This window comes from Pseudomonas sp. BN505, assembly GCF_029873175.1.
Classification (GTDB): Bacteria; Pseudomonadota; Gammaproteobacteria; order Pseudomonadales; family Pseudomonadaceae; genus Aquipseudomonas; species Aquipseudomonas putida.
Genome location: NZ_SSOI01000027.1, coordinates 116,815 through 138,540, shown reverse-complemented (window position 1 = coordinate 138,540; position 21,726 = coordinate 116,815). Strand labels below are relative to the sequence as shown.

Sequence of the window (21,726 nt, the reverse complement as noted above, 5' to 3'; positions counted from 1 at the left end):
CTCCGCGAAAGGCCAATATTGTACCAGCCGTAACGGCTATCAGCACTCACTCAACGCATCGCGGAAACGTCTCACCAGGCCCTTGAGGTTGTTGCGCCAGCTTTCCAGCTCGACACGCGACAGCGCAGGATGCTCGGGCTCATCGAGATTGACGGCCTGGATCAATGGCTGGGTGACGTCGGTCTTTGGCGCTTTCCTGGCGACCGGTGGTCGGAACAAATCGGCATAAGCACTCAGCATCTGCGCCAGCCAGGTTTCGCGCTGGCGGGCCAATTCCAGCAACTCGGCCACTTCCGGTATGGCGATGCCATTGAGCGCATCGTCGGCCAGCGCCTGCTCGACCGTTGCGACGACCGGCAGTCGGTAGAAGACTCCGATTTCATGGCATAGGCCCAGCAGCGCGCCATACAGGTGAAACAGCGCCGACTCGCGCTCAGCCTGAACCAGGCCTTGGGCGTTCATCGCCTGGCTTTGTTCAGCCTTGGCCATGGACTCGAGGGCGAGACCGGCGAAGAACAGTTTCTGGTTGGTGCGGGTGTAGGTTTCCTGGGCCATTTCTGTGCCCTCCCATCAGGCTACAAGGCGAATACATGCATCATAAATGATTGGGGCCGCTTCGCGCCCCTCCGCAGCACGAGGCCGCCCCTACAAGAGAACGCGATTCCTTGTAGGAGCGGCCTTGTGCCGCGAAGGGGCGCAAAGCGGCCCTAATTACAACGCTGTCACATCAGCGTTTGTCTTCAACCTTCCAGGCATTGCCGTCGTAGAACGCCTTCCAGCCGGTCGGCTTGCCATCGACCTCGGACTGCACGTACTGCTCCTTGGTCTTGCGGCTGTATCGGATTACCGTCGGGCGGCCATCCGGGTCTTTCTGCGGCGCATCGCACAGGAAGTGGTACTTCGGATCGATTTCGTGCTTGTGCGGCACGATTTCCATCACCAGCGGCGCACGGGTTTCGCGGTTTTTCGGGAACTGGCTGGCGGCCAGGAACAACCCCGAAGCGCCGTCACGAAGCACGTATGTGTCGTCGACCTTCTCGCACTTGAGTTCCGGCATGTCCACCTTGTCCATCTTTGGTGGTGCTGCCTCGCCGCTCTTGAGCAACTTGCGAGTGTTCTTGCAGGCTGGATTGGTGCAGCCGAAGAACTTGCCAAAACGGCCGGTCTTCAACTGCATCTCGCTGCCACACTTGTCGCACTCCAGGCTCGGCCCTTCGTAACCCTTGATGCGGTAGCTGCCCTCTTCGATCTCGTAGCCAACGCAATCCGGGTTGTTACCGCAAATGTGCAGCTTGTGCTTCTCATCCAGCAAGTAGGCGTCCATCGCCGTGGCGCAGATCGGGCAACGGTGCTTGCCCAGCAGCACGCGGGATTCCGATTCACCCTCGTCGTCAGCGGCAATCTCGTCACCCGGCACCAGGTTGACGGTGGCCTTGCAGCGCTCTTTTGGCGGCAAGGTGTAACCCGAGCAACCCAGGAACACACCTGTGGACGCGGTGCGAATCATCATCGGCCGGCCACATTCCTTGCACGGAATGTTGGTCATGGTCGGCTGGTTAGCGCGCATCCCGCCTTCGCTGGACTCGGCAGTCAGCAGCTTCTTGCTGAAGTCGCCGTAGAACTCGTCGAGCACGTTCTTCCAGTCACGTTCGCCCTGGGCCACGTCGTCGAGGTTCTCCTCCATGTCGGCGGTAAAACCATAGTCCATCAGGTTGGAGAAGCTTTCCGACAAGCGCTCGGTGACGATGTCGCCCATTTTCTCGGAATAGAAACGGCGGTTGTGCAACGTCACATAGCCACGGTCCTGGATGGTGGAGATGATCGCCGCGTAAGTCGACGGGCGACCAATACCGCGCTTTTCCATTTCCTTGACCAGGCTGGCTTCAGTGAAGCGCGCCGGTGGCTTGGTGAAGTGCTGGCTCGGGTCGATCTGAATCAGCTTCAGCGCTTCGCCCTGGACCATCTCTGGCAGCACGTCGTCTTCGCCCGGCTTGCTCTGCTGCGGCAACACACGGGTATAACCGTCGAACTTGAGGATACGGCCCTTGGCACGCAGTTCGAAGTCGCCAGCAGCCACGGTGACGCTGGTGGACAGGTACTGCGCCGGCGGCATCTGGCAGGCCAGGAACTGGCGCCAGATCAGCTCGTACAGGCGCTCGGCGTCGCGCTCCATGCCACTGAGCTTGGTCGGGTGGGTGTTCACATCGGAAGGACGAATTGCTTCGTGCGCCTCCTGGGCCCCTTCCTTGCTGCCGTATACCAGCGGTGCATCCGGCAGGTACTGTTTGCCGAACTCGCGCTCGATATAGGTGCGCGCCATGTCCAGGGCGTCGACCGACAGGTTGGTCGAGTCTGTACGCATGTAGGTGATGTAGCCGGCTTCATACAAGCGTTGGGCCATCATCATGGTCTTCTTCACCCCGAAGCCCAGGCGGTTACTGGCCGCCTGCTGCAGGGTGGAGGTAATGAACGGCGCCGATGGCTTGCTGCTGGTCGGGCGGTCTTCACGCTTGACCACGCTGTAGCTGGAAGCCTTGAGCTTCTCCAGCGCAGCCATGGCCTGGGCTTCGTTCAGCGGCTTGAAGGCCTCGCCCTTCTCGCGCGCCACCTCGAAACGCACCTTGGCGTTCTTGGCGGTACCGAGGTCGGCGTGGATCTCCCAATACTCTTCCGGGATGAATGCGCGGATTTCACGCTCGCGCTCCACCACCAGTTTCACCGCTACCGACTGCACACGGCCAGCGGACAGGCCGCGGGCAATCTTGGCCCACAGCAGCGGCGAAACCATGTAACCGACCACACGGTCGAGGAACCGCCGCGCCTGCTGGGCATTGACCCGGTCGATGTCCAGCTCGCCTGGCTGCGAGAAAGCCTCCTGGATGGCCTTCTTGGTAATTTCGTTGAACACCACGCGCTTGTAGCGGGTGTCGTCACCGCCGATGGCTTCGCGCAGGTGCCAGGCAATGGCTTCCCCCTCGCGGTCCAAGTCGGTTGCGAGATAGATGGTGTCGGCGTCCTTGGCCAGGCGGCGCAGCTCTTCGATCACCTTTTCCTTGCCAGGCAGGATCTCGTACTTGGCCTTCCAACCGTGATCCGGGTCGACGCCCATGCGTGCCACCAGCTGGCGGCGGGCCTTTTCTTTCGGCGACAGCGCCGGAGCCTCACCCGCGGCCTTGCCACGCTTGGCGGCTGGCTCTTTGCTTGCGCTGGCCGAACCGCTGGTGGGGAGGTCTCGGATATGGCCGATACTCGACTTCACCACGTACTGGTTGCCCAAATACTTGTTGATGGTCTTGGCCTTGGCCGGGGATTCCACAATGACCAGCGATTTGCCCATGGATCGGAGTATTCCTGAATCTGAAAATGAAAAACGCGTCAGGTACCAAACGCGGCACCGCTATATATAGTGGCAAAAGTGTGAGGTCAAGCTCGGGTGATCACTCGTGCGACTTGCCCAGCAACCCAGGCAGGCCTTCTTCGGCCTTGACCAAAGCAAAGCGTGGCACCTGCTCGCCGTCAACCTCGACAGACTCCTGGAACATCAAAAGGGGGCGCACCCAGAAGCTGTAATCACCATACAGGCATTGGTAGAACACCATCCACTCTTCGTTCTCGGAATGCCGCGCAACACTGAAGACACGGTACTCAGGCCCTTTGTAATGCCGGTATACGCCTGGTTGTATCTGCATGTTGCCCACCCTCTTTAATTAATCCTGTAAAAACAAAACCGGGGCACAAGGCCCCGGTTGCTGTCCCGCAACGCGATCAGACGCGTTCAAAGACAGTGGTGATACCTTGACCGAGGCCGACGCACATGGTCGCCACCCCCAGGGTACCGCCATTCTGCTTCATGACGTTGAGCAGGGTGCCCGAAATACGTGCCCCGGAGCAACCGAACGGGTGGCCCAAAGCAATGGCGCCGCCGTGCAGGTTAACCTTCTCATCCATCTTGTCGAGCACTTTCAAGTCTTTCAGCACTGGCAAGGCTTGTGCAGCAAAGGCTTCGTTGAGCTCGATGAAGTCGATGTCGGCCATGGTCAGCCCGGCGCGCTTGAGGGCTTTTTGGGTCGACGGCACCGGGCCATAACCCATGATCGCCGGATCGACACCGGCCACCGCCATCGAACGGATCACCGCCAATGGCTGGATACCCAGGTCCATCGCACGCTGGCCGGACATGACGATCATGCACGAAGCGCCGTCGGTGATCTGCGACGAGGTACCGGCAGTGACGGTACCGCCTTTCGGGTTAAACGCGGGCTTGAGCGACGCCAGGCCTTCGAGGGTGGTTTCCGGGCGAATGGTTTCGTCGAAATCGAACACCTTCAGGAAGCCGTTCTCGTCATAGCCCTGCATCGGGATGATCTCGTCCTTGAACTTGCCTTCGACCGTGGCCTTGTGGGCCAACTGGTGCGAACGCACGCCGAACAGGTCCTGCTGCTCACGGGTGATGCCGTGCATCTTGCCGAGCATTTCCGCAGTCAGGCCCATCATCCCGGAAGCCTTGGCTGCATGCAAGGACAGGTGCGGGTTGGGGTCGACGCCGTGCATCATGCTGACGTGGCCCATGTGCTCCACCCCGCCAATCACGAACACATCGCCGTTACCGGTCATGATCGCCTGGGCAGCGGTGTGCAGTGCGCTCATCGACGAGCCGCACAGGCGGCTGACGGTCTGCGCTGCAGAAGTGTGCGGGATCGGGGTCATCAGCGACGCCATGCGGGCGATGTTCCACCCCTGCTCCAGGGTCTGGTTGACGCAGCCCCAGATCACGTCCTCGACTTCCTTCGGGTCGACCTTGTCGTTACGCTCCAGCAGCTTGCTGATCAGGTGCGCCGACATGTCCTCGGCGCGGGTATTGCGGTGCATGCCACCCTTGGAGCGGCCCATTGGCGTGCGACCGAAGTCGACAATCACCACGTCTCTTGGATTCAGGCTCATATCAAATCTCTCGCTCTAGCTCGTTGACCGCTCAGTTGAAGAAGCGCTGGCCGTTCTTGGCCATTTCACGCAGCTTCGCAGTCGGGTGGTACAGCGGCCCCAGATCGGCGTACTGATCGGCCAGGGCGACGAATTCGGCCACACCGATCGAGTCGATGTAACGCAGCGCACCACCGCGGAAGGGAGGGAAACCAATGCCATACACCAGGCCCATGTCGGCTTCGGCGGCGGTTTCGACAATGCCGTCTTCCAGGCAGCGCACGGTCTCCAGGCACAGCGGGACCATCATCCAGTTGATGATGTCTTCGTCGGTGACTTCGCGCTGTTCGAACACGATTGGCTTGAGCACGTCCAGCACGGCGGCGTCGAAGACTTTCTTCGGCTTGCCGCGCTTGTCGGTTTCGTAGGCATAGAAGCCCTTGCCGTTCTTCTGGCCCAGGCGGTTCGCCTCGTACAGCGCGTCGACGGCCGAGCGGCGCTCGTCCTTCATGCGGTCCGGGAAGCCTTCGGCCATCACGTCACGCCCGTGGTGGCCGGTGTCGATGCCGACCACGTCCATCAGGTAGGCTGGGCCCATCGGCCAGCCGAATTTTTCCATGACCTTGTCGATGCGCACGAAGTCGACACCGGCACTGACCAGCTTGGCAAAGCCGCCAAAATACGGGAACAGCACGCGGTTGACCAAAAAGCCCGGGCAATCGTTGACCACGATCGGGTTCTTGCCCATTTTCTTGGCGTAGGCCACGGTGGTGGCGACCGCCACTTCACTGGACTTCTCGCCACGGATCACTTCCACCAGCGGCATCATGTGCACCGGGTTGAAGAAGTGCATGCCGACGAAGTTTTCCGGGCGCTTGAGCGCTTTTGCCAGCAGGTTGATGGAGATGGTCGAGGTGTTGGACGCAAGGATCGCATCCTCTTTCACCTGGCCTTCCACCTCGGCCAGCACGGCCTGCTTCACTTTCGGGTTCTCGACCACGGCTTCGACGACGATGTCGACATTGGCGAAATCGCCATAGGACAGGGTCGGGCGAATGGCGTTGAGCGCCTCGGCCATCTTGGCCGGGGTCAGGCGACCCTTGTCGACGCGGTTGCCGAGCAGCTTGGAGGCTTCGTTCAGGCCCAGCTGAATGGCTTCCTCGCGGATATCCTTCATCAGGATCGGGGTGCCTTTGACCGCCGACTGGTAAGCGATGCCGCCACCCATGATGCCGGCGCCGAGCACGGCGGCCTGCTTCACGTCATGGGCGATCTCGTCATGCGCCTTGGCCTTGCGCTTGAGTTCCTGGTCATTCAGGAACAGACCGATCAGGCTTTCGGCAACCGACGTCTTGGCCAGCTTGGCAAAGCCTGCGGCTTCGACTTCCAAGGCCTTGTCGCGGCCGAAGTTGGCGGCTTTCTGGATGGTCTTGATGGCTTCGACCGGGGCCGGGTAGTTCGGGCCGGCCTGGCCGGCAACGAAGCCCTTGGCGGTCTCGAAGGCCATCATCTGCTCGATGGCATTGAGCTTGAGCTTTTCCAGCTTAGGCTGGCGCTTGGCCTTGTAGTCCAGCTCGCCACTGATGGCGCGCTTGATCAGGTCCAGGGCACCGGCCTGCAGCAACTCAGGGGCGACCACGGCGTCGACGGCACCCACTTTCAGGGCGTCTTCGGCACGGTTTTCCTTGCCGGAAGCGATCCACTCGACAGCGTTGTCCGAACCGATCAGGCGCGGCAGGCGTACGGTGCCGCCAAAGCCGGGGTAGATGCCCAGCTTGACTTCTGGCAGGCCGATCTTGGCGCTGGTGGACATGACCCGGTAGTCGGCGGCCAGGCACATCTCCAGGCCGCCGCCCAGGGCGATGCCGTTGATGGCCGCAACGGTCGGCACTTCGAGGTCTTCGAAGGCGCTGAAGATGCGGTTGGCTTCCAGGTTGCCGGCGACCAGTTCGGCCTCGGGCAGCTTGAAGTTGTCGACGAACTCGGTGATGTCGGCGCCGACGATGAACACGTCCTTGCCACTGCTGACGATAACGCCCTTGACCGAGGCGTCGGCCTTGATGGCATCGACAGCCTGGCGAAGCTCGTTCAGGGTCAGGCGGTTGAACTTGTTGACGGACTCACCCTTGAGGTCGAACTTGAGCTCGACGATGCCACTTTCAAGAGCCTTAACCGTGATGGCTTTACCTTCGTAAATCATCAACTGATCTCCACGATATGGAAGCTGAACTGTACACGCCGATCGCTGCAGCAGAAGCAGGCCTAGCTGCCCTGCCCCAGGCACACCCGTCAGCGCGCTAGTCGGAAGTATGGCTTGGCGTCATGACATACAAACGCTCAATTCATACGCCCGTTTGATTTGGGTGTGCACACATTCTCCGAAAAGATCGGCGTTGTCAAATGCTCACGAGCACGGCGAAAACGCGACTTTCCGGTCACTTTGTATCGTCTGGGTACAAAACATGATGACAGTGATCGCCGACCATTCATGTCAGCGATTGACCACGGCCGATTGAATAACGCTGCGACTTTCGACTTGCGCGGCAACCCAAGGCGGCTACACTGCCACCTGCTTGAGTGAATACCCGGCCTGCCTGGCCTTTTCTGCGCAGCAGAACGCAAAGCGGCGACTTGGCACCCCACCCCTTCAGGGTTCTGCCAAGCCGCCGCTTTGTCGTTTAAAGCCCTGAACGCCTACGCCGTACCTGTAGGAGGTAGCCCCGGGGTTCAAGCCAGGGTTTCGAGGACGTAGGCAACATCCTGCAACACAGCCGTATCACCCCGTTCAGTCCAGTAGAGGGCGATCATCCGCGCATCGGCTTCGACCTTGTAGACGCTCGCCGGCAAGCGCGCCAGAGGCTCAATGAAGCGTGGATCTTCGCAGGGCTCACGCCACTGGTTCCACCACACCCCCGGGCTGATCTGCCAGAAGCTGAAGCTGTCTTCATTCCCCCGACGCCGTGCCCGATGGTACTGCGGGCAAGGGCTTGGCGGCTCCTTTTCGAGCCAGTGCGGCCATTGCTGCGGCGCCAGCTGCATACCCAGCCCCATTCGCCGTGCCTCCAGGCGCAGCTTCATCTGCTCGCTCTGCTTGCGCGAGCCGCGCAGCCAGGAAAGCGGGCTGAGAATCAGCGCAAGGATTGACACCACCAGCAATACCGTCATATCAGTAGTTCCCATAAAGCGTTGCAAATGAGCTGGTTAGCCATTTTTCACGGAAGACCCGCCCGAAAGCGACCATACTTCTTCTATCGCGATTGCCAGGAGTACCGCTCATGCAATATGAACATTTGTTGGTCGCCGTCGACCTGACCGAAGAATGCGACCCGGTGATCAAGCGTGCCATGAAGCTCGCCGAGCCCTCAGGCGCCAAGGTGTCCCTGGTTCACATCGTCGAGCCGATGGCCATGGCATTCGGCGGTGACGTGCCCATGGACCTGTCGCAGTTGCAACAGCAACAGTTCGACCAGGCCAAGGAGCGCATGGACCGCCTGTTCAACAAATACCCTGAGATCAACCGTGGCGACTCACACCTGACCTACGGCCAGCCGCGTCAGGAAATCCACCAACTGGCCAAGGACCAGAAGTGCGACCTGATCGTGGTCGGCAGCCATGGCCGCCATGGCCTGGCGTTGCTGCTGGGTTCCACGGCCAATGACGTGCTGCACGGTGCGCCGTGCGATGTACTGGCGGTGCGGTTGCAGAAGAAGGAATGACTTAACCTGCCCCGGCCCTATCGCCGGCAAGCCAGCTCCCACAGGGATACCACAAAGCTTGAAACCTGTGGTGTACCAGTGGGAGCTGGCTTGCCGGCGATAGGGCCAGTCCAGGCTGACGCCTATCAGCCTTCCAGCTCGGCCCAGCGCTCTACCAGCGCATCCAGCTCACTTTGGAGCTTCTCGATCTTGGCCAGCACTGCGGAAGTTTCAGTAATCGGGCGCTGGTAGAAGCCAGCCGCATTCACTTCTTCCTGAGCCTCAGCCATGCGCTGCTCAACCTGGTCGATCTGCCCCGGCAGCATCTCCAGCTCACGCTGCAGCTTGTAGCTGAGCTTCTTCTTCGAAGCTTCTTCCGCCACCGGCGCAGCAACTGGCGCGGGCTTGTCCTCGACTTTCTCCACCACTGCGCTGTTGAGCGCCGACTTGCCGCCTTTGCTCTCGGTCACGCCCAGCAGCTTCGGTGAGCCACCCTGGCGAATCCAATCCTCGTAGCCGCCGACGTACTCACGCACCTTGCCCTCGCCTTCGAACACCAGGGTACTGGTGACGACGTTGTCGAGGAAGGCCCGGTCGTGGCTGACCATCAGCACGGTGCCCTTGTAGTTGGATAGCACTTCTTCGAGCAGTTCGAGGGTTTCAACGTCCAGGTCGTTGGTCGGTTCGTCGAGCACCAGCAGGTTGGCCGGCTTGCTGAACAGCTTGGCCAGCAACAGGCGCGCACGCTCGCCACCCGACAATGCCTTGACCGGCGTGCGGGCACGCTGCGGGCTGAACAGGAAGTCGCCCAGGTAGCTCAGCACGTGGCGGTTCTGGCCGTCGATCTCGATGAAGTCACGGCCTTCAGCCAGGTTGTCGATCACGGTCTTTTCCAGCTCGAGCTGGTGGCGCATCTGGTCGAAGTAGGCGACTTCCAGCTTGGTGCCGCTCTCGACCTTGCCCGACGTGGGCTCCAGGCCGCCGAGCATCAGCTTGAGCAAGGTGGTCTTGCCGGTGCCGTTGGCGCCCAGCAGGCCGATACGGTCCTGGCGCTGCAGGACCATGGAAAAGTCCTTGACCAGCATTGGCCCGCCGGCGTGATGGAAGCTGACGTTTTCCAGCACCATCACCTGCTTGCCGGATTTTTCGGCCGACTCGATCTGGATGTTGGCCTTGCCCTGGCGTTCGCGGCGCTCACCACGCTCCACGCGCAAGGCCTTCAGCGCACGCACCCGGCCTTCGTTACGGGTGCGGCGGGCCTTGATGCCTTGGCGGATCCACACTTCTTCCTGGGCCAGGCGCTTGTCGAACAGCGCGTTGGCGGTTTCTTCGGCGGCCAGTGCGGCCTCCTTGTGCACCAGGAAGCTGGCGTAGTCACCGTTCCAGTCGATCAGGCCGCCACGGTCCAGTTCAAGGATGCGGGTGGCCAGGTTCTGCAGGAAGGACCGGTCGTGGGTGATGAACAAAACCGCGCCGTTAAAGCTGCGCAATGCCTCTTCGAGCCAGGCAATGGCACCGATGTCCAGGTGGTTGGTAGGCTCGTCGAGCAGCAGCAGGTCGGGCTCGGACACCAGCGCCTGGGCCAGCAGCACACGGCGGCGCCAGCCACCGGACAGCTCGGCCAGGGTCTTGTCGGCCGGCAACTGCAGGCGGCTGAGGGTGCTTTCCACCACTTGCTGCAGGCGCCAGCCATCACGGGCTTCCAGCTCGTGCTGGACGTGCATGAGCTTTTCCAGGTCTTCGTCGTTCTGGATATTCATGCTCAGGTGATGGAACTGTGCCAGCAACTCACCGACGCCATCCAGCCCTGCGGCCACCACATCGAACACCGTGCGATCGTCGGCCACCGGCAGTTCCTGCGGCAGCTCGCCGATCTTCAGGCCCGGGGCACGCCAGACTTCACCGTCGTCGCCCTTCTGCTCGCCCTTGACCAGGCGCAGCATGCTGGATTTGCCAGTACCGTTGCGGCCGATGATGCACACCCGCTCACCACGAGCGATCTGCCAGGACACTTTGTCCAGCAGCGGCATGGCGCCGAATGCGAGGGACACATCGCTGAATTTGAGCAGGGTCATGTTGGTCTCCATAAATCGGGCGCGCATTCTACCTGACTTGGCCCTCGACGGCATCCGCTTGGCCACCCTACGAGCGCTTTGCGACATCTGGTCGAAGTTAATATCCCGATACAAGCACAGTGCTTTCACCCGCCGCCGGCAAACAGCTAAGCTAAGGCAATTGCTTCCAACAGTGCTGGCTCCGCCGTCACTTCCCCATGGTTCTACTGCCCGGACGTATCATGCGCAGCCGCCTGTTACACATTGCATCATGCCTGCTGCTCACCGCTGCCACCTGCGCGGCGCAGGCCACCGACCTCACCCAGCAGCGCCAGTACTACGACGAGGCCAAGCGTGCGCTGGCCAAAGGCGACAAAGGCCCGTACTTGCGCTATGCGCAAGCCCTGAGCGACTACCCGCTGACACCGTACCTGGCCTACGACGAGCTTACCGCCCGCCTCAAAAGCGCCAGCAACCAGGAGATCGAAGGCTTTCTCGCCAAGCATGGCGACCTGCCCCAGGCCAACTGGATGAAACTGCGCTGGCTACGCTGGCTGGCCGAACGCGGCGAATGGGACACCTTCGTCAAATACTACGACCCCAAGCTCAATTTCACCGAACTGGACTGCCTCAACGGCCAGTATCAGCTCAGCCATGGCCTGCGCGCCGAGGGCTATGCCACAGCTGACAAATTGTGGAACGTCGGGAAGTCACAACCTGCCGCCTGCGACACACTGTTTGGCATGTGGGCGGCCGAAGGCCAGCTGACCGAGGCCAAGCGCTGGGAACGCACCAAGCTGGCGGCCCAGACGCGCAACTACGCTTTGGCCAACAACCTGGTCAAGACCCTGACCACCCTCGGCCCTCAGGGGCGCCTTCTGGTCGACGTGGCGCAAAAGCCAGAGCTGCTCAACCAGCCGTCGCGCTTTACCCCGGTCAACGAAGCCATGTCCGATGTCGTCAGCCTCGGCCTGCGCCGCCTGGCCCGGCAGGACCCGGAGCGGGCCATGGCACTGCTCGACGATTATGCCCAGCGCATGCACTTCTCTCGCGACGAGAAGGTGGCCATCGCCCGCGAAATCGGCCTGACCCTGGCACGCCGCTACGACCCGCGCGCGCTCGACCTGATGACCCGCTACGACCCCGAACTGCGCGACAACACCGTCAGCGAATGGCGCCTGCGCCTGCTGCTGCGCCTGGGCCGCTGGGAAGACGCCTACGAGCTGACCAGGCGCCTGCCCCAGGACCTGGCCAGCAGCAGCCGTTGGAAATACTGGCAGGCACGCAGCCTGGAGCTGGCCCAGCCGAACAACCCGCAGATCCCGCTGCTGTACAAGACCGTGGCACGTGAGCGCGACTTCTATGGCTTCCTCGCTGCCGACCGGGCACAGACGCCATACCAGCTGAACAACAAGCCGCTGCTGCTAAGCCCGCAACTGGTCAAGAAGGTGCGCAACACGCCCGGCATCCAGCGTGCACTGGAATTCCACGCCCGCGGCCAGATCGTCGAGGGCCGCCGCGAGTGGTACCACGTAAGCCGCCACTTCACCCGCGACGAAATGGTTGCCCAGGCACGCCTGGGCTACGACCTGCGCTGGTACTTCCCGGCCATCCGCACCATCAGCCAGGCGCAATACTGGGACGACCTGGACATCCGCTTCCCGATGGCCCACCGCGACACCCTGGTGCGCGAAGCCAAGGTCCGCGGCCTGCATTCAAGCTGGGTATTCGCCATCACCCGCCAGGAAAGTGCATTCATGGAGGATGCGCGCTCGCCGGTGGGTGCCAGCGGCCTGATGCAGCTGATGCCGGCCACGGCCAAAGAGACCGCGCGCAAGTTCAGCATCCCGCTGGCATCACCGGCGCAGGTACTGAACCCGGACAAGAACATCCAGCTGGGCGCGGCCTACCTGAGCCAGGTGCACAGCCAGTTCAACGGCAACCGGGTGCTGGCCTCGGCGGCCTACAACGCCGGGCCCGGCCGCGTGCGGCAGTGGCTGAAAGGCGCCAAGCACCTGAGCTTCGATGTGTGGGTTGAATCGATCCCGTTCGACGAAACACGCCAGTATGTGCAGAACGTGCTGTCGTATTCGGTGATCTACGGGCAGAAGCTGAATTCGCCGCAGCCGCTGGTGGATTGGCATGAGCGGTACTTCGATGACATGTAGGGCCTGCTGAACCTGAACCGGCCCTATCGCCGGCAAGCCAGCTCCCACAGGTTCATCACAGGTTCGAAGGCTTGTGCGCTACCTGTGGGAGCTGGCTTGCCGGCGATAGGGCCGGTTCACGCAGCACATTCACTCCAGAACTTCCACCTGCATTCCTGGTTCAAGCCACCCACTGCCATCCACCGCCAGGTTCTGCCCGAACAGCACATCCCCCTCCTTCTCGCGAAAGGTCTTGAGCGTGACCATCGGCTCGCGGTCGGCACTGCGCTCCCCGGTTGCTGGATCAATTGTTGTGAAGATGCACCGCACACTGGGCTTGAGCACGCGAAATTCCAGGCTGCCAATGCGAATCCGCTTCCAGCCATCCTCGGCAAACGGTTCTGCCCCTTGCACCACTAGGTTCGGTCGAAAGCGCAGCATTTCCATGGGCCGGCCAATACGCCGGTTGAGCTCGTCGAGCGAGCCCTGGCCAATCAGCAGCAAAGGGAAGCCATCGGGAAACGCCGCCCGATCACTGTTGAGGCCGTAACCATTGGGCAGGTAACGCGCGCGCTGCTCCGGGCAATGCACCAGCCGCACGGCCTTGCCCAGCAACGCGCTCAACCAGGCCGCTGCTGCGTCGCCAGCGTCGGGCACGCGCAGGGTGTCGCGCCAGATCGTCACGCCGCGCAGCGCATCATCGGCAGCGGGCACAGGCACCCGCAACGGCACCCGCCCAGGCGCCTGCAGCAACAACTGGCCGTTGTCGTTATCGCACGCCTGCAGCTGGCCAAGTTGCGGCCAGGCACGCTGGGTCAGGAAGCGTCCATTTTCTTCCTCCACGACCATCCAGCGCCGGTCACCCTGCAACCCCAACAGCCCCACCCGTGATGCCTGCAGGCTTTGCGCCTGGCCCGACTTCACCGGGTATCGATACAACTCACTGAGAAACATCCCTGCCGCCTCGCGTCATGCCAAAAGCCAAGCTTATACCTGGCTGGCCCGGCGATCACGCAGTGGCAGCATCCAGCAGCAGGCGTTGCTTGACCACATCGACCAGGCGATCAGGCTGGAACTTGGACAGGAAGTTGTCGCAACCCACCTTCTTCACCATGGATTCATTGAAGCTGCCCGACAGCGAGGTGTGCAGCACGACGTAGAGCTGGCGCAAACGGGCATCGCTGCGAATCTCGGTGGTCAGCCGGTAGCCGTCCATTTCCGGCATCTCGGCGTCAGTGAACACCATCAGCAGCTTTTCGCACACGTCCTCGCCCGCATCGGCCCAGCCCTTGAGCATGCGCAGCGCCTTCAGGCCGTCACTGGCCACGTGCAGCTTCACCCCCAACTGGGACAGAGTGTCACGCAATTGCGCCAGAGCCACACTGGAGTCGTCCACCAGCAGCACCTCGCGCCCGCGGGCACGGGCCAGCACCGGGTCGGCAAGCTTCTCGCCGGAGACCCGGGCGTTGTACGGCACAATCTCAGCCAGCACCTTCTCCACGTCGATCACCTCCACCAGCTTTTCATCCACCTTGGTGATGGCGGTCAGGTAGTGCTGGCGACCGGCGCTGGCAGGCGGCGGCATGATCGACTCCCAGTTCATGTTGACGATACGGTCGACACCACCCACCAGGAAGGCCTGCACCGACCGGTTGTACTCGGTGACGATGATGGTGCTGTCCGGCCCCGGCTGCAGCGGGCGCATGCCGATCGCCTGGGACAGGTCGATCACTGGCAAGGTCTGGCCGCGCAGGTTGACCACCCCGCAGACGAAGGCGTGGCGCTGGGGCATCAGGGTCAACTTGGGCAGTTGCAGCACTTCCTGCACCTTGAACACGTTGATCGCGAACAACTGGCGGCCGGCCAGGCGAAACATCAGAATTTCCAGGCGGTTCTCACCCACCAGTTGCGTGCGTTGGTCTACTGTGTCGAGAATGCCAGCCATTGGAAAACCCCCAGGCTTGAGTCAAAAAAGTGTAAGCATCCACCCTGTATCGGCGGCTTCACGCACACCTTGACCCTTGCGGGAAAATGCCGCGAAGGCAATTGATATCACTTTACCATCATGCTTTACTGCGGGCATTACACGGCAAATCAGCAGGGCGACAAAAGTTCCCCGCCTGAGCTCGATATCAGGGAAACCCCTACCTGCAATCGGGTGCAACCTGATGTTCGCGATATCCTTTAGCCATTAATGTGACGCCATTCTCAATGCATGAATGGAGTCAGGCTTTTGCTAGCTATCGTTTCGGCGTGCCCACCCCTTGCGCCTTCCCCACGCGCGGGGACCTGATCATGGACACTGCCTTATCGTTCGATGACGCCCTGCAGGGTTACCTGCTGGATGCCCAGGTATTGCTGACCCAGGCCCAGGAGTGCCTGCAGCATCTGGAGCTGATCGACAATGATCCAGATGCCTGCCGCTGCCTGGACGACACCCTCGAGAGCCTTGCCAGGCAGGCTACACGCCTGGGCCTGCGTGAAGTCGCCCATTACACCAATGCTCTGCAACAGTTACTTGCCCCCGCCTGTCACCGCGGCTGCCTGCAACGTGAAGCCCTGCCCGCGCTAGGGGCCTGCCTTACCTTGCTGGCCTGGCAACTGGAGCTGCTCGATACCCGCACCGGGCGGCTGAACCTGGACATCGGCGAGCAACTGGTGCTGCTGAGCGACCTGGCCAAGGTCGTGAAGCAACCGTTTGTGCAAGCCTGTACCTCCTGCGACGAGCACGGCAGCACGTGCCTCCACCCGCACGCTCCAGCGGCACGCGGCACAGGCAGGTGGAACCCACCATCTTAACCTGACACGAAGTGCAACTAAGCATGTTCGTTCATGCCCCAAAAAGATCGAACTAGGGAAGTTAGCCAAGTTTTCGAGGGCCAAGGTGAATCTCTAACGCGCTAGTTGCACTACAAGTGCGTAATGCGCGATCAATGGGTGGCACTTTGCCACTCGCCAGTGCTCGACCCGCAGGCGTTTCAAGGCATTACCCAGCCGCGACCGATACAGTGCGAAGTGGTAATATGCGCCCCCACAAACGCTTGCAACCTGAATAAAGGTTGAACGATCACGTGCTCGAAAAAATATCGAAAGTACTGCGCCAAAGCCTCTGAGCAGCATTGTGCAAGGCCTCCATCAGCAATACTTCAGTGGCTTCCCTACCTATGCTTCCACGCTTGAAGACTTCTTTGCGTTGCTGCTCCCGCGTTGCCCTGCTGCGTTGGGTGACGGCCGCGTTATGCGTGGCCTCGCTGGTCGCCAACCTGATGCTGTACCTGGCCAACCAGGCAGCCCCGGCCAGCCTGCTGGTGCTGCAACTGGTCGCTACGCTGGGCACCGTCGTCTACCTGGGCCTGAGCGCCAAGTCGATCAGCCTGCGCCCGGCAGAACTGGCCGAGCGCATGCTCAAGGTCCAGGAAGACGAGCGCCAGCACTTGGGCCGGGAACTGCACGACGACATCGGCCAGCTCCTCACCGCCGCCAAGCTGCAGCTGCAGTGGCTGCAAAGGCGCATGCCCGACGAGCTGCAAGGCCACTGCAATACCCTGCGCAGCACGCTGGATGACACCTTGGGCAACGTACGCGACGTGTCCGCCCTGCTCAACCCTCGGCAATTGGCCAGCCTGGGCCTGGAAGCCAGCCTGCGCGCGCACCTGGTGCGTACCCTGGCCAGCAGCAGTGTGCACTGGAGCCTGGCGTGCAACCAGCGCCTGGGCGGCATTGACGAAGCTGTGGCCATGGCGGTGTTTCGCATTACCCAGGAGGCCGTGACCAACATGCTGCGCCACGCCCAGGCAGATAACCTGATCATTCAGCTGCAGCGCACCCCCGAGGGGCTGGCGTTGTCGATCCACGACGATGGCCGTGGCTTCGTCCCGGCACGGCACCCGGCCGACGCAGGCCAGCGCGGCCTGGCTGGCATGCAGGAGCGGGTCACCGCCTTGCAGGGTAGCCTCGACATCACCAGCCAGCTCGGCTTGGGCACGCGTATCGAGGCGGTGTTCCCGTGGCCTGCGCGTACCCAGCAACGCGCCGGGAGCAAGGCCACCCATGACCTGTAGACTGCTGCTGGTTGACGACCACTCGCTGATCCGCGCCGGTGTGCGCGCACTGGTCTGCGACATCCCCGGCTATGACGTGATCGGTGAAGCCGACGACGGCAGCCAACTGCTCGAACAGGTGCGCGCGCTGGCGCCCGACATCGTCTTGCTGGACATCTCCATGCGGTCGACCAGCGGCCTGGACGCCCTCACCCAACTGCGGGCAAGCGCAAGTACATGCAAGGTGCTGATCCTCTCGATGCATACCGACCCTGACCTGATCATGCGGGCTCTGGAAAGCGGCGCCCACGGCTACCTGCTCAAGGACACCAGCGCCACCGAGCTGGAGCAGGCCCTGGGCGCAGTGCGCAACGGCGAGCGCTACCTCAGCCCAGCCATTGCCCACACCGTCATCAACCAAGCCCTACGGCACACCAAGCAGGGCAACCAAGCGGCTGGCGAGCGGCATAACCTCACTGCGCGACAACTGGAAATCCTGCGCCTGATCGTGCGCGGCAAGTCCACCCGGGAAATCGCTGCGGGCCTGGGCCTGTCGATCAAGACCGTGGAAACCCACCGCTCGCAAATCATGAAGCGCCTGCAGATTCATGATGTGGCCGGCCTGGTGCTGTTCGCTGTACGCGAGAAAATCATCAGCCTGGATGACTAAGCAGCGGCGACCCGGCCGGCAGGTGCAGTTGCAACGCGCCAGGCCTGGCCTGAAACCGCAGGTTGCCGGCCTGCAACGGCTCGCCATCGAGGTTGATGTCCAGGCCCTGCGCGCTCTTGATCTCGACCCAGGGCAACCTGGCGCGGACGAAAAGCCCGTCACCGGCCAACAGGTCGCGCACTGCCCCGACTACCTCTTGCGGCGCTGGCAGGATGGCGATGTCGAGCAGACCGTCATTCACCACCGCCTCAGGGCACAGCACTTGCCCGCCCCCCGCCTGGCGACCATTGCCGATCCCCAGCGCCAGCAGGCTCCCTTGCCACTGGAAGTCAGGCCCTTGCAGTTCCACCGTGGCTGCCTGCAGCTCGCTGAAGCGCGACAACCCGGTGAACAGGTAGGCCGCGGCACCCAGCACCTTCTTCAGGTCTTCGGAGGTGTTGGCGGTGACCTGGCTACCAAACCCACCCGTGGCCATGTTGAGGAACAACTGGTCGCCGGCCTGGCCCAGGTCGATAGCCTGCGCCGGCGTATTCAGCAGCGCCAGTGCCTCGGCAGGCTCCAGGGGTATGCCGGCGGCTTTGGCGAAATCGTTGGCCGTGCCCAGCGGCAACAGCGCCAGGCTGGCCTCGGCATCTGCCAGGCCCATGGCCTCGGCCACATCCCGTAAAGTGCCGTCGCCACCGCCTGCGACGATATGGCTGTAGCCCGCCGCCAGCGCCTCACCGACCAGGCGCTGCGCGTCACCCGCCTCCCAGGTGACACGCACATCCAGCACCCAGCCGGTATCGCGCAGGTCGCAAACGGCGCTGCGCAGCGCTTCGTTCATCGCCTGCTTGCCGTGCAGGATCAGCATTGCCTTGCGCCCTTGCATCGCGCTTCTCCGTGAAGTTGACCGACCCAGATCTCGACCATGCCTGCTCACCGATCGTTGCATGCCCACAAAAAAATACCCAAGCCAACGTGGTCTTTTTCCCACACCCGACAATGCGCGCTATGCTCAGAAAATGAACTTTTGACAAGTTTTTGACCTAGGCAACCAAACCTACCTGGGAAGTCAGCCTTTTGACTTCTGTTTGCCGGGCCCGAAACCCTAGCCATGGACGCGCCCCGGCAGTGGTGTTCAGCACACTGCCGATGGGCGCGTCTTTTCATCCGCGACCTTTCACGAGGATTCCGGGTCATGCGCATTCTCTGGACACTGCCCTACCTACCCTGGCCGACCACCAGCGGCAGCAAGACCCGGCAATACCACCTGATGCGCGCACTGGCACAACAGGGCCACCGCATTACCCTGTTGGCGCAGTCGAAAATCCCCCTCAGCGATACAGCCCGCGAAGCCCTGGAGCCACTGCTCGAACGCCTGATCGTAATGCCCCGTCGGCCGCTGCACAGCCCGCTGAACCTATTGGCTTCGCCCATTATCGACTACCCCATGCGGGCCATCATCAACGGCCTGTCCCCGTGCCTGCGGCACCGTTTCGAGCAATTGCTGGACGAACCCTGGGACGTGATCCAGATCGAGCACAGCTACAGTTTTCAACCGTTCGAGAAGGCCCTGCAGGCCCGCGGATTGCCCTACATGCTCAGCGAACACACGCTCGAGTCGGTGATGGGCGGTGCCTGCCACGACCGGCTGCCCCTGTGGCTGCGCCCACTCAACGCCTTCGACCGCTGGCGCTACCGGCGCTGGGAACAGCGGGTGCTGTGCCAGCCCACCGAGCTGGTGGCAGTCAGCGCCCACGACGCCGAGCTGATCGCGCAGATCAGCGGGCGACCGGTGAATGTGGTGGTCAACGGTGTAGATTGTGACTTCTACCAGCACGTGGAGCCCGCGTTACACAGCCAGCGCCTGCTGTTCGTCGGCAACTTCGAATATGGCGCCAACCTTGAGGCCATCGAGTGGGCGCTGGAAGACATCATGCCGCAGGTGTGGATGAGCAACCCGGCTGTGCGCCTGGCAATAGCCGGGCATGCCCTGCCGGCCAGCTGGAAACTGCACTGGAACGACCCGCGCATCGAATGGTTCGGCTACCGCCCGGACCTGCGTGAACTGCAAAAGCGTTCGGCGCTGTTCTTCGCGCCGCTGCGCTATGCCGGGGGCTCCAAGGTAAAAATCCTGGAGGCAATGGCCGCCGGCCTACCGGTGATCACCACCGGCAAAGGCGTATCGGGCCTGACCGCAAACAACGGCGAGCACTATCTGGGCAGCGATGACGGCGACCAGCTGGCCCTGTTGATCACCCAACTGCTCAACCAGCCCTGGCGCATGAGCCAGTTGAGCGCTGCCGGCCGCCAGTTCGCCCGCCAGCGCCACGACTGGAGCGTGGCCGCCCAGCAACTGGAGAACGTGCACATGCGCCTGGCCCAGGCAGCGCCGGCCGAGGCCGCGCCGCTGGGCAGTGCCTGGCTGGGCCGCTCAGCCAAGTAGCTCGCTGAAGGGGATGAACGGCACGCTGTCACCCTGTTTCGGCGTGCTGCCCTCTCGCACTTCCACCAAACCCTCGGCCCAAGCCGCGCTGCGCAGCACGCCGGAGCTCTGGTTCTTGTAGATACGCACCTGGCCCTGCTCGATGCGTGCACGCAGGTACTCGCGCCGCGTGCCGGCCTTGGGCCAGTCAAAGCCTGCCGGCATGTCGAAGCGCAGCGGCGTGACATCGCCCACGCCCTGGCGACGTAACAGATAGGGCCGGGTCAGCAGGCCAAAGGTAACCAAGGTAGAGGCCGGGTTACCCGGCAGGCCGATCACTGGTACGCCCTGGAAGTGGCCGAAGGTGAGTGGCTTGCCCGGCTTGATCGCCAGCTTCCACAAGGCCAGCTCGCCCGCCTCGCGTAGGGCCGCCCCCAGGTAATCGGCCTCGCCCACCGAGACACCACCGGTAGACAAGATCAGATCAACGTCGCCCAGCGAGGCCAAACAGGCGCGCGTAAGCGCCAAATCATCCGGCAGGATGCCTGCATCGACCACGTCGCAGCCCAGCCGCTGCAGCCAGCTGACCAGCAGCCGGCGGTTGCTGTTGTAGATTTGCCCCGGCCCCAGCGGCAGGCCGGGCTCGACCAGTTCGTCACCCGTGGACAGCACCGCCACCCGCACTTTGCGCACCACGGCCAGTCGGCCGTGGCCCAGGGTCGCCGCCAGGCCCAGTTCGATCGGCCCCAGCCGGGTGCCAGCGCTCATCACCTGCTCGCCCTTGCGGGTCTCCTGGCCTTGAGGGCGGATGTTCTGATCGGCATGCAAGGGTTCGAGAAAGCGCACCCGACCGTCTTCGGCCACTTCGGTGTTTTCCTGCATCTCGACGCAATCGGCGCCTTCAGGCACTGGCGCCCCGGTGAAGATGCGCGCGCAGGTGCCCGGCTGCAGGGGCTGCGGCGCATGGCCGGCGAAGATCCGCTGACTGACCGGCAGTGGCTCGCCCTGCCAGTCGGCCTTGCGCAAGGCATAGCCGTCCATGGCACTGTTCGGCCAGGGCGGCAGGTCGAGCGAGGCCACCAGGTCGGTGGCCAGCACGCGGCCCTCGGCCTCGGCCAACGGCAGGTTCTCGATGTCACGGATCGGCGCCGCTTCGGCCAGCGCCAGCAGTTGCTCCAGGGCTTGCTCCACCGGCATCAGTGGCCGGGCCTGGCTAGCTTCAGCCACGGCTGTCACAGGCCGCTGCCTGCTTCAGGTGCGCAACGAAGTTGCAGGGGCGATGGCGTGCATCGAGCTGCTCGGCCAGGATGCCGTCCCAGCCGGTGCGCACCGCATTGGTCGAGCCCGGCAGGCAGCACACCAAGGTGCCGTTGGCCAGCCCGGCCAGGGCGCGCGACTGCACGGTGGAGGTGCCGATGTCGGCCACGGAAATCTGCCGGAACAGCTCACCAAAACCGTCCACCTGCTTGTCCAGCAGGCAGGCCACCGCTTCGGGCGTGCTGTCGCGGCCGGTAAAACCGGTACCACCAGTAATCAGCACCACTTGCACGCTGTCATCGGCGATCCAGGTGGCGACCTGGGCGCGGATCTTGTACAGGTCGTCTTTCAGCAGCACGCGCTCGGCCAAGCGGTGGCCCGCTGCGCTCAGGCGGTCGACGAACAGCTGGCCAGAGGTGTCGGTGTCGAAGGTGCGGGTGTCGCTGACCGTCAGCACGGCGATGTTCAGCGCCACGAAGGGGGTATCTGCCTTGGCTTTCATGGAGGTCCGTCACAACAGGATGAGATGGCCGCAG

Annotated in this window: 18 protein-coding genes; 6 read left to right on the top strand and 12 right to left on the bottom strand. The window is 62.6% G+C overall.

The genetic code is table 11. The annotated features are described in order from the left end of the window. Positions 1-39: 39 nt before the first annotated feature. The 6 genes from E8E78_RS06555 to E8E78_RS06530 form a co-directional block, all read right to left on the bottom strand. The gene (locus E8E78_RS06555; RefSeq protein ID WP_049277278.1) at positions 40-555 is read right to left on the bottom strand and encodes a DUF6586 family protein; all 516 of its coding nucleotides are present in this window, start codon (positions 553-555) and stop codon (positions 40-42) included. Positions 556-727: 172 nt separating this feature from the next. Continuing rightward, positions 728-3,337, bottom strand: coding sequence for a type I DNA topoisomerase (gene topA, locus E8E78_RS06550; RefSeq protein ID WP_280312853.1), 2,610 nt, complete (start codon positions 3,335-3,337; stop codon positions 728-730). A 100-nt stretch (positions 3,338-3,437) separates the two neighbouring features. Further along, a complete protein-coding gene (locus tag E8E78_RS06545; protein WP_016485639.1) occupies positions 3,438-3,689 on the bottom strand; it encodes a DUF1653 domain-containing protein in 252 nt (83 codons plus the stop codon). Between the two features lie 76 nt (positions 3,690-3,765). Next, positions 3,766-4,941 carry an acetyl-CoA C-acyltransferase FadA gene (fadA, locus tag E8E78_RS06540; protein WP_016500745.1) on the bottom strand — a complete coding sequence of 392 codons (1,176 nt, stop codon included), beginning with the start codon at positions 4,939-4,941 and terminating at the stop codon, positions 3,766-3,768. A 31-nt stretch (positions 4,942-4,972) separates the two neighbouring features. Then, positions 4,973-7,120 carry a fatty acid oxidation complex subunit alpha FadB gene (gene fadB / locus E8E78_RS06535; RefSeq protein ID WP_016500746.1) on the bottom strand — a complete coding sequence of 716 codons (2,148 nt, stop codon included), beginning with the start codon at positions 7,118-7,120 and terminating at the stop codon, positions 4,973-4,975. A 527-nt stretch (positions 7,121-7,647) separates the two neighbouring features. Next, positions 7,648-8,085 carry a hypothetical protein gene (locus E8E78_RS06530; RefSeq protein ID WP_049277273.1) on the bottom strand — a complete coding sequence of 146 codons (438 nt, stop codon included), beginning with the start codon at positions 8,083-8,085 and terminating at the stop codon, positions 7,648-7,650. 110 nt (positions 8,086-8,195) lie between these two features. On the opposite strand from E8E78_RS06530, the gene E8E78_RS06525 reads away from it, so the two are divergent. After that, on the top strand, positions 8,196-8,636 hold the full coding sequence (locus tag E8E78_RS06525; RefSeq protein ID WP_016500748.1) for a universal stress protein: 441 nt from the start codon (positions 8,196-8,198) through the stop codon (positions 8,634-8,636). A 125-nt stretch (positions 8,637-8,761) separates the two neighbouring features. Here the strand turns inward: E8E78_RS06525 and E8E78_RS06520 are convergent, their stop codons facing one another. Then, a complete protein-coding gene (locus E8E78_RS06520; RefSeq protein ID WP_059395416.1) occupies positions 8,762-10,690 on the bottom strand; it encodes an ATP-binding cassette domain-containing protein in 1,929 nt (642 codons plus the stop codon). A 221-nt stretch (positions 10,691-10,911) separates the two neighbouring features. Between E8E78_RS06520 and E8E78_RS06515 the strand changes: the two genes are divergently transcribed. Further along, complete coding sequence (locus E8E78_RS06515; RefSeq protein ID WP_049273472.1) at positions 10,912-12,837, top strand: transglycosylase SLT domain-containing protein; 1,926 nt, start codon at positions 10,912-10,914, stop codon at positions 12,835-12,837. Positions 12,838-12,966: 129 nt separating this feature from the next. On the opposite strand, the gene E8E78_RS06510 is transcribed toward E8E78_RS06515, so the two are convergent. Then, positions 12,967-13,770: an MOSC N-terminal beta barrel domain-containing protein gene (locus E8E78_RS06510; RefSeq protein ID WP_049273470.1), complete on the bottom strand. Its 804-nt coding sequence runs from the start codon at positions 13,768-13,770 to the stop codon at positions 12,967-12,969. Positions 13,771-13,825: 55 nt separating this feature from the next. Next, a complete protein-coding gene (locus E8E78_RS06505) occupies positions 13,826-14,761 on the bottom strand; it encodes a chemotaxis protein CheV (protein WP_016500752.1) in 936 nt (311 codons plus the stop codon). A gap of 350 nt (positions 14,762-15,111) precedes the next feature. Here E8E78_RS06505 and E8E78_RS06500 point away from each other — a divergent pair, with 350 nt between their 5' ends. From E8E78_RS06500 to E8E78_RS06490, 3 genes are all read left to right on the top strand, one after another. Then, positions 15,112-15,615, top strand: a complete 504-nt coding sequence (locus tag E8E78_RS06500) for a hypothetical protein (protein ID WP_049273468.1) — start codon at positions 15,112-15,114, stop codon at positions 15,613-15,615. A 365-nt stretch (positions 15,616-15,980) separates the two neighbouring features. Beyond that, entirely contained in the window at positions 15,981-16,877 is an 897-nt protein-coding gene (locus tag E8E78_RS06495) for a histidine kinase (RefSeq protein WP_049273466.1), read from the top strand. Continuing rightward, complete coding sequence (locus E8E78_RS06490; protein WP_049273465.1) at positions 16,867-17,526, top strand: response regulator transcription factor; 660 nt, start codon at positions 16,867-16,869, stop codon at positions 17,524-17,526. Before E8E78_RS06495 ends, E8E78_RS06490 begins: the two co-directional genes overlap by 11 nt. On the opposite strand, the gene yegS is transcribed toward E8E78_RS06490, so the two are convergent. Beyond that, complete coding sequence (yegS, locus tag E8E78_RS06485; protein ID WP_049273463.1) at positions 17,510-18,397, bottom strand: lipid kinase YegS; 888 nt, start codon at positions 18,395-18,397, stop codon at positions 17,510-17,512. The genes E8E78_RS06490 and yegS overlap by 17 nt on opposite strands. 309 nt (positions 18,398-18,706) lie before the next feature. Here yegS and E8E78_RS06480 point away from each other — a divergent pair, with 309 nt between their 5' ends. Then, on the top strand, positions 18,707-19,954 hold the full coding sequence (locus tag E8E78_RS06480; protein WP_016500757.1) for a glycosyltransferase family 4 protein: 1,248 nt from the start codon (positions 18,707-18,709) through the stop codon (positions 19,952-19,954). On the opposite strand, the gene glp is transcribed toward E8E78_RS06480, so the two are convergent. Then, complete coding sequence (gene glp, locus E8E78_RS06475) at positions 19,943-21,169, bottom strand: gephyrin-like molybdotransferase Glp (protein WP_049273461.1); 1,227 nt, start codon at positions 21,167-21,169, stop codon at positions 19,943-19,945. The two genes, E8E78_RS06480 and glp, sit on opposite strands and share 12 nt — an antisense overlap. Next, positions 21,153-21,692: a molybdenum cofactor biosynthesis protein B gene (gene moaB, locus E8E78_RS06470; protein ID WP_016500759.1), complete on the bottom strand. Its 540-nt coding sequence runs from the start codon at positions 21,690-21,692 to the stop codon at positions 21,153-21,155. The genes glp and moaB overlap by 17 nt, the downstream gene beginning before the upstream one ends. Between the last annotated feature and the right edge of the window lie 34 nt (positions 21,693-21,726).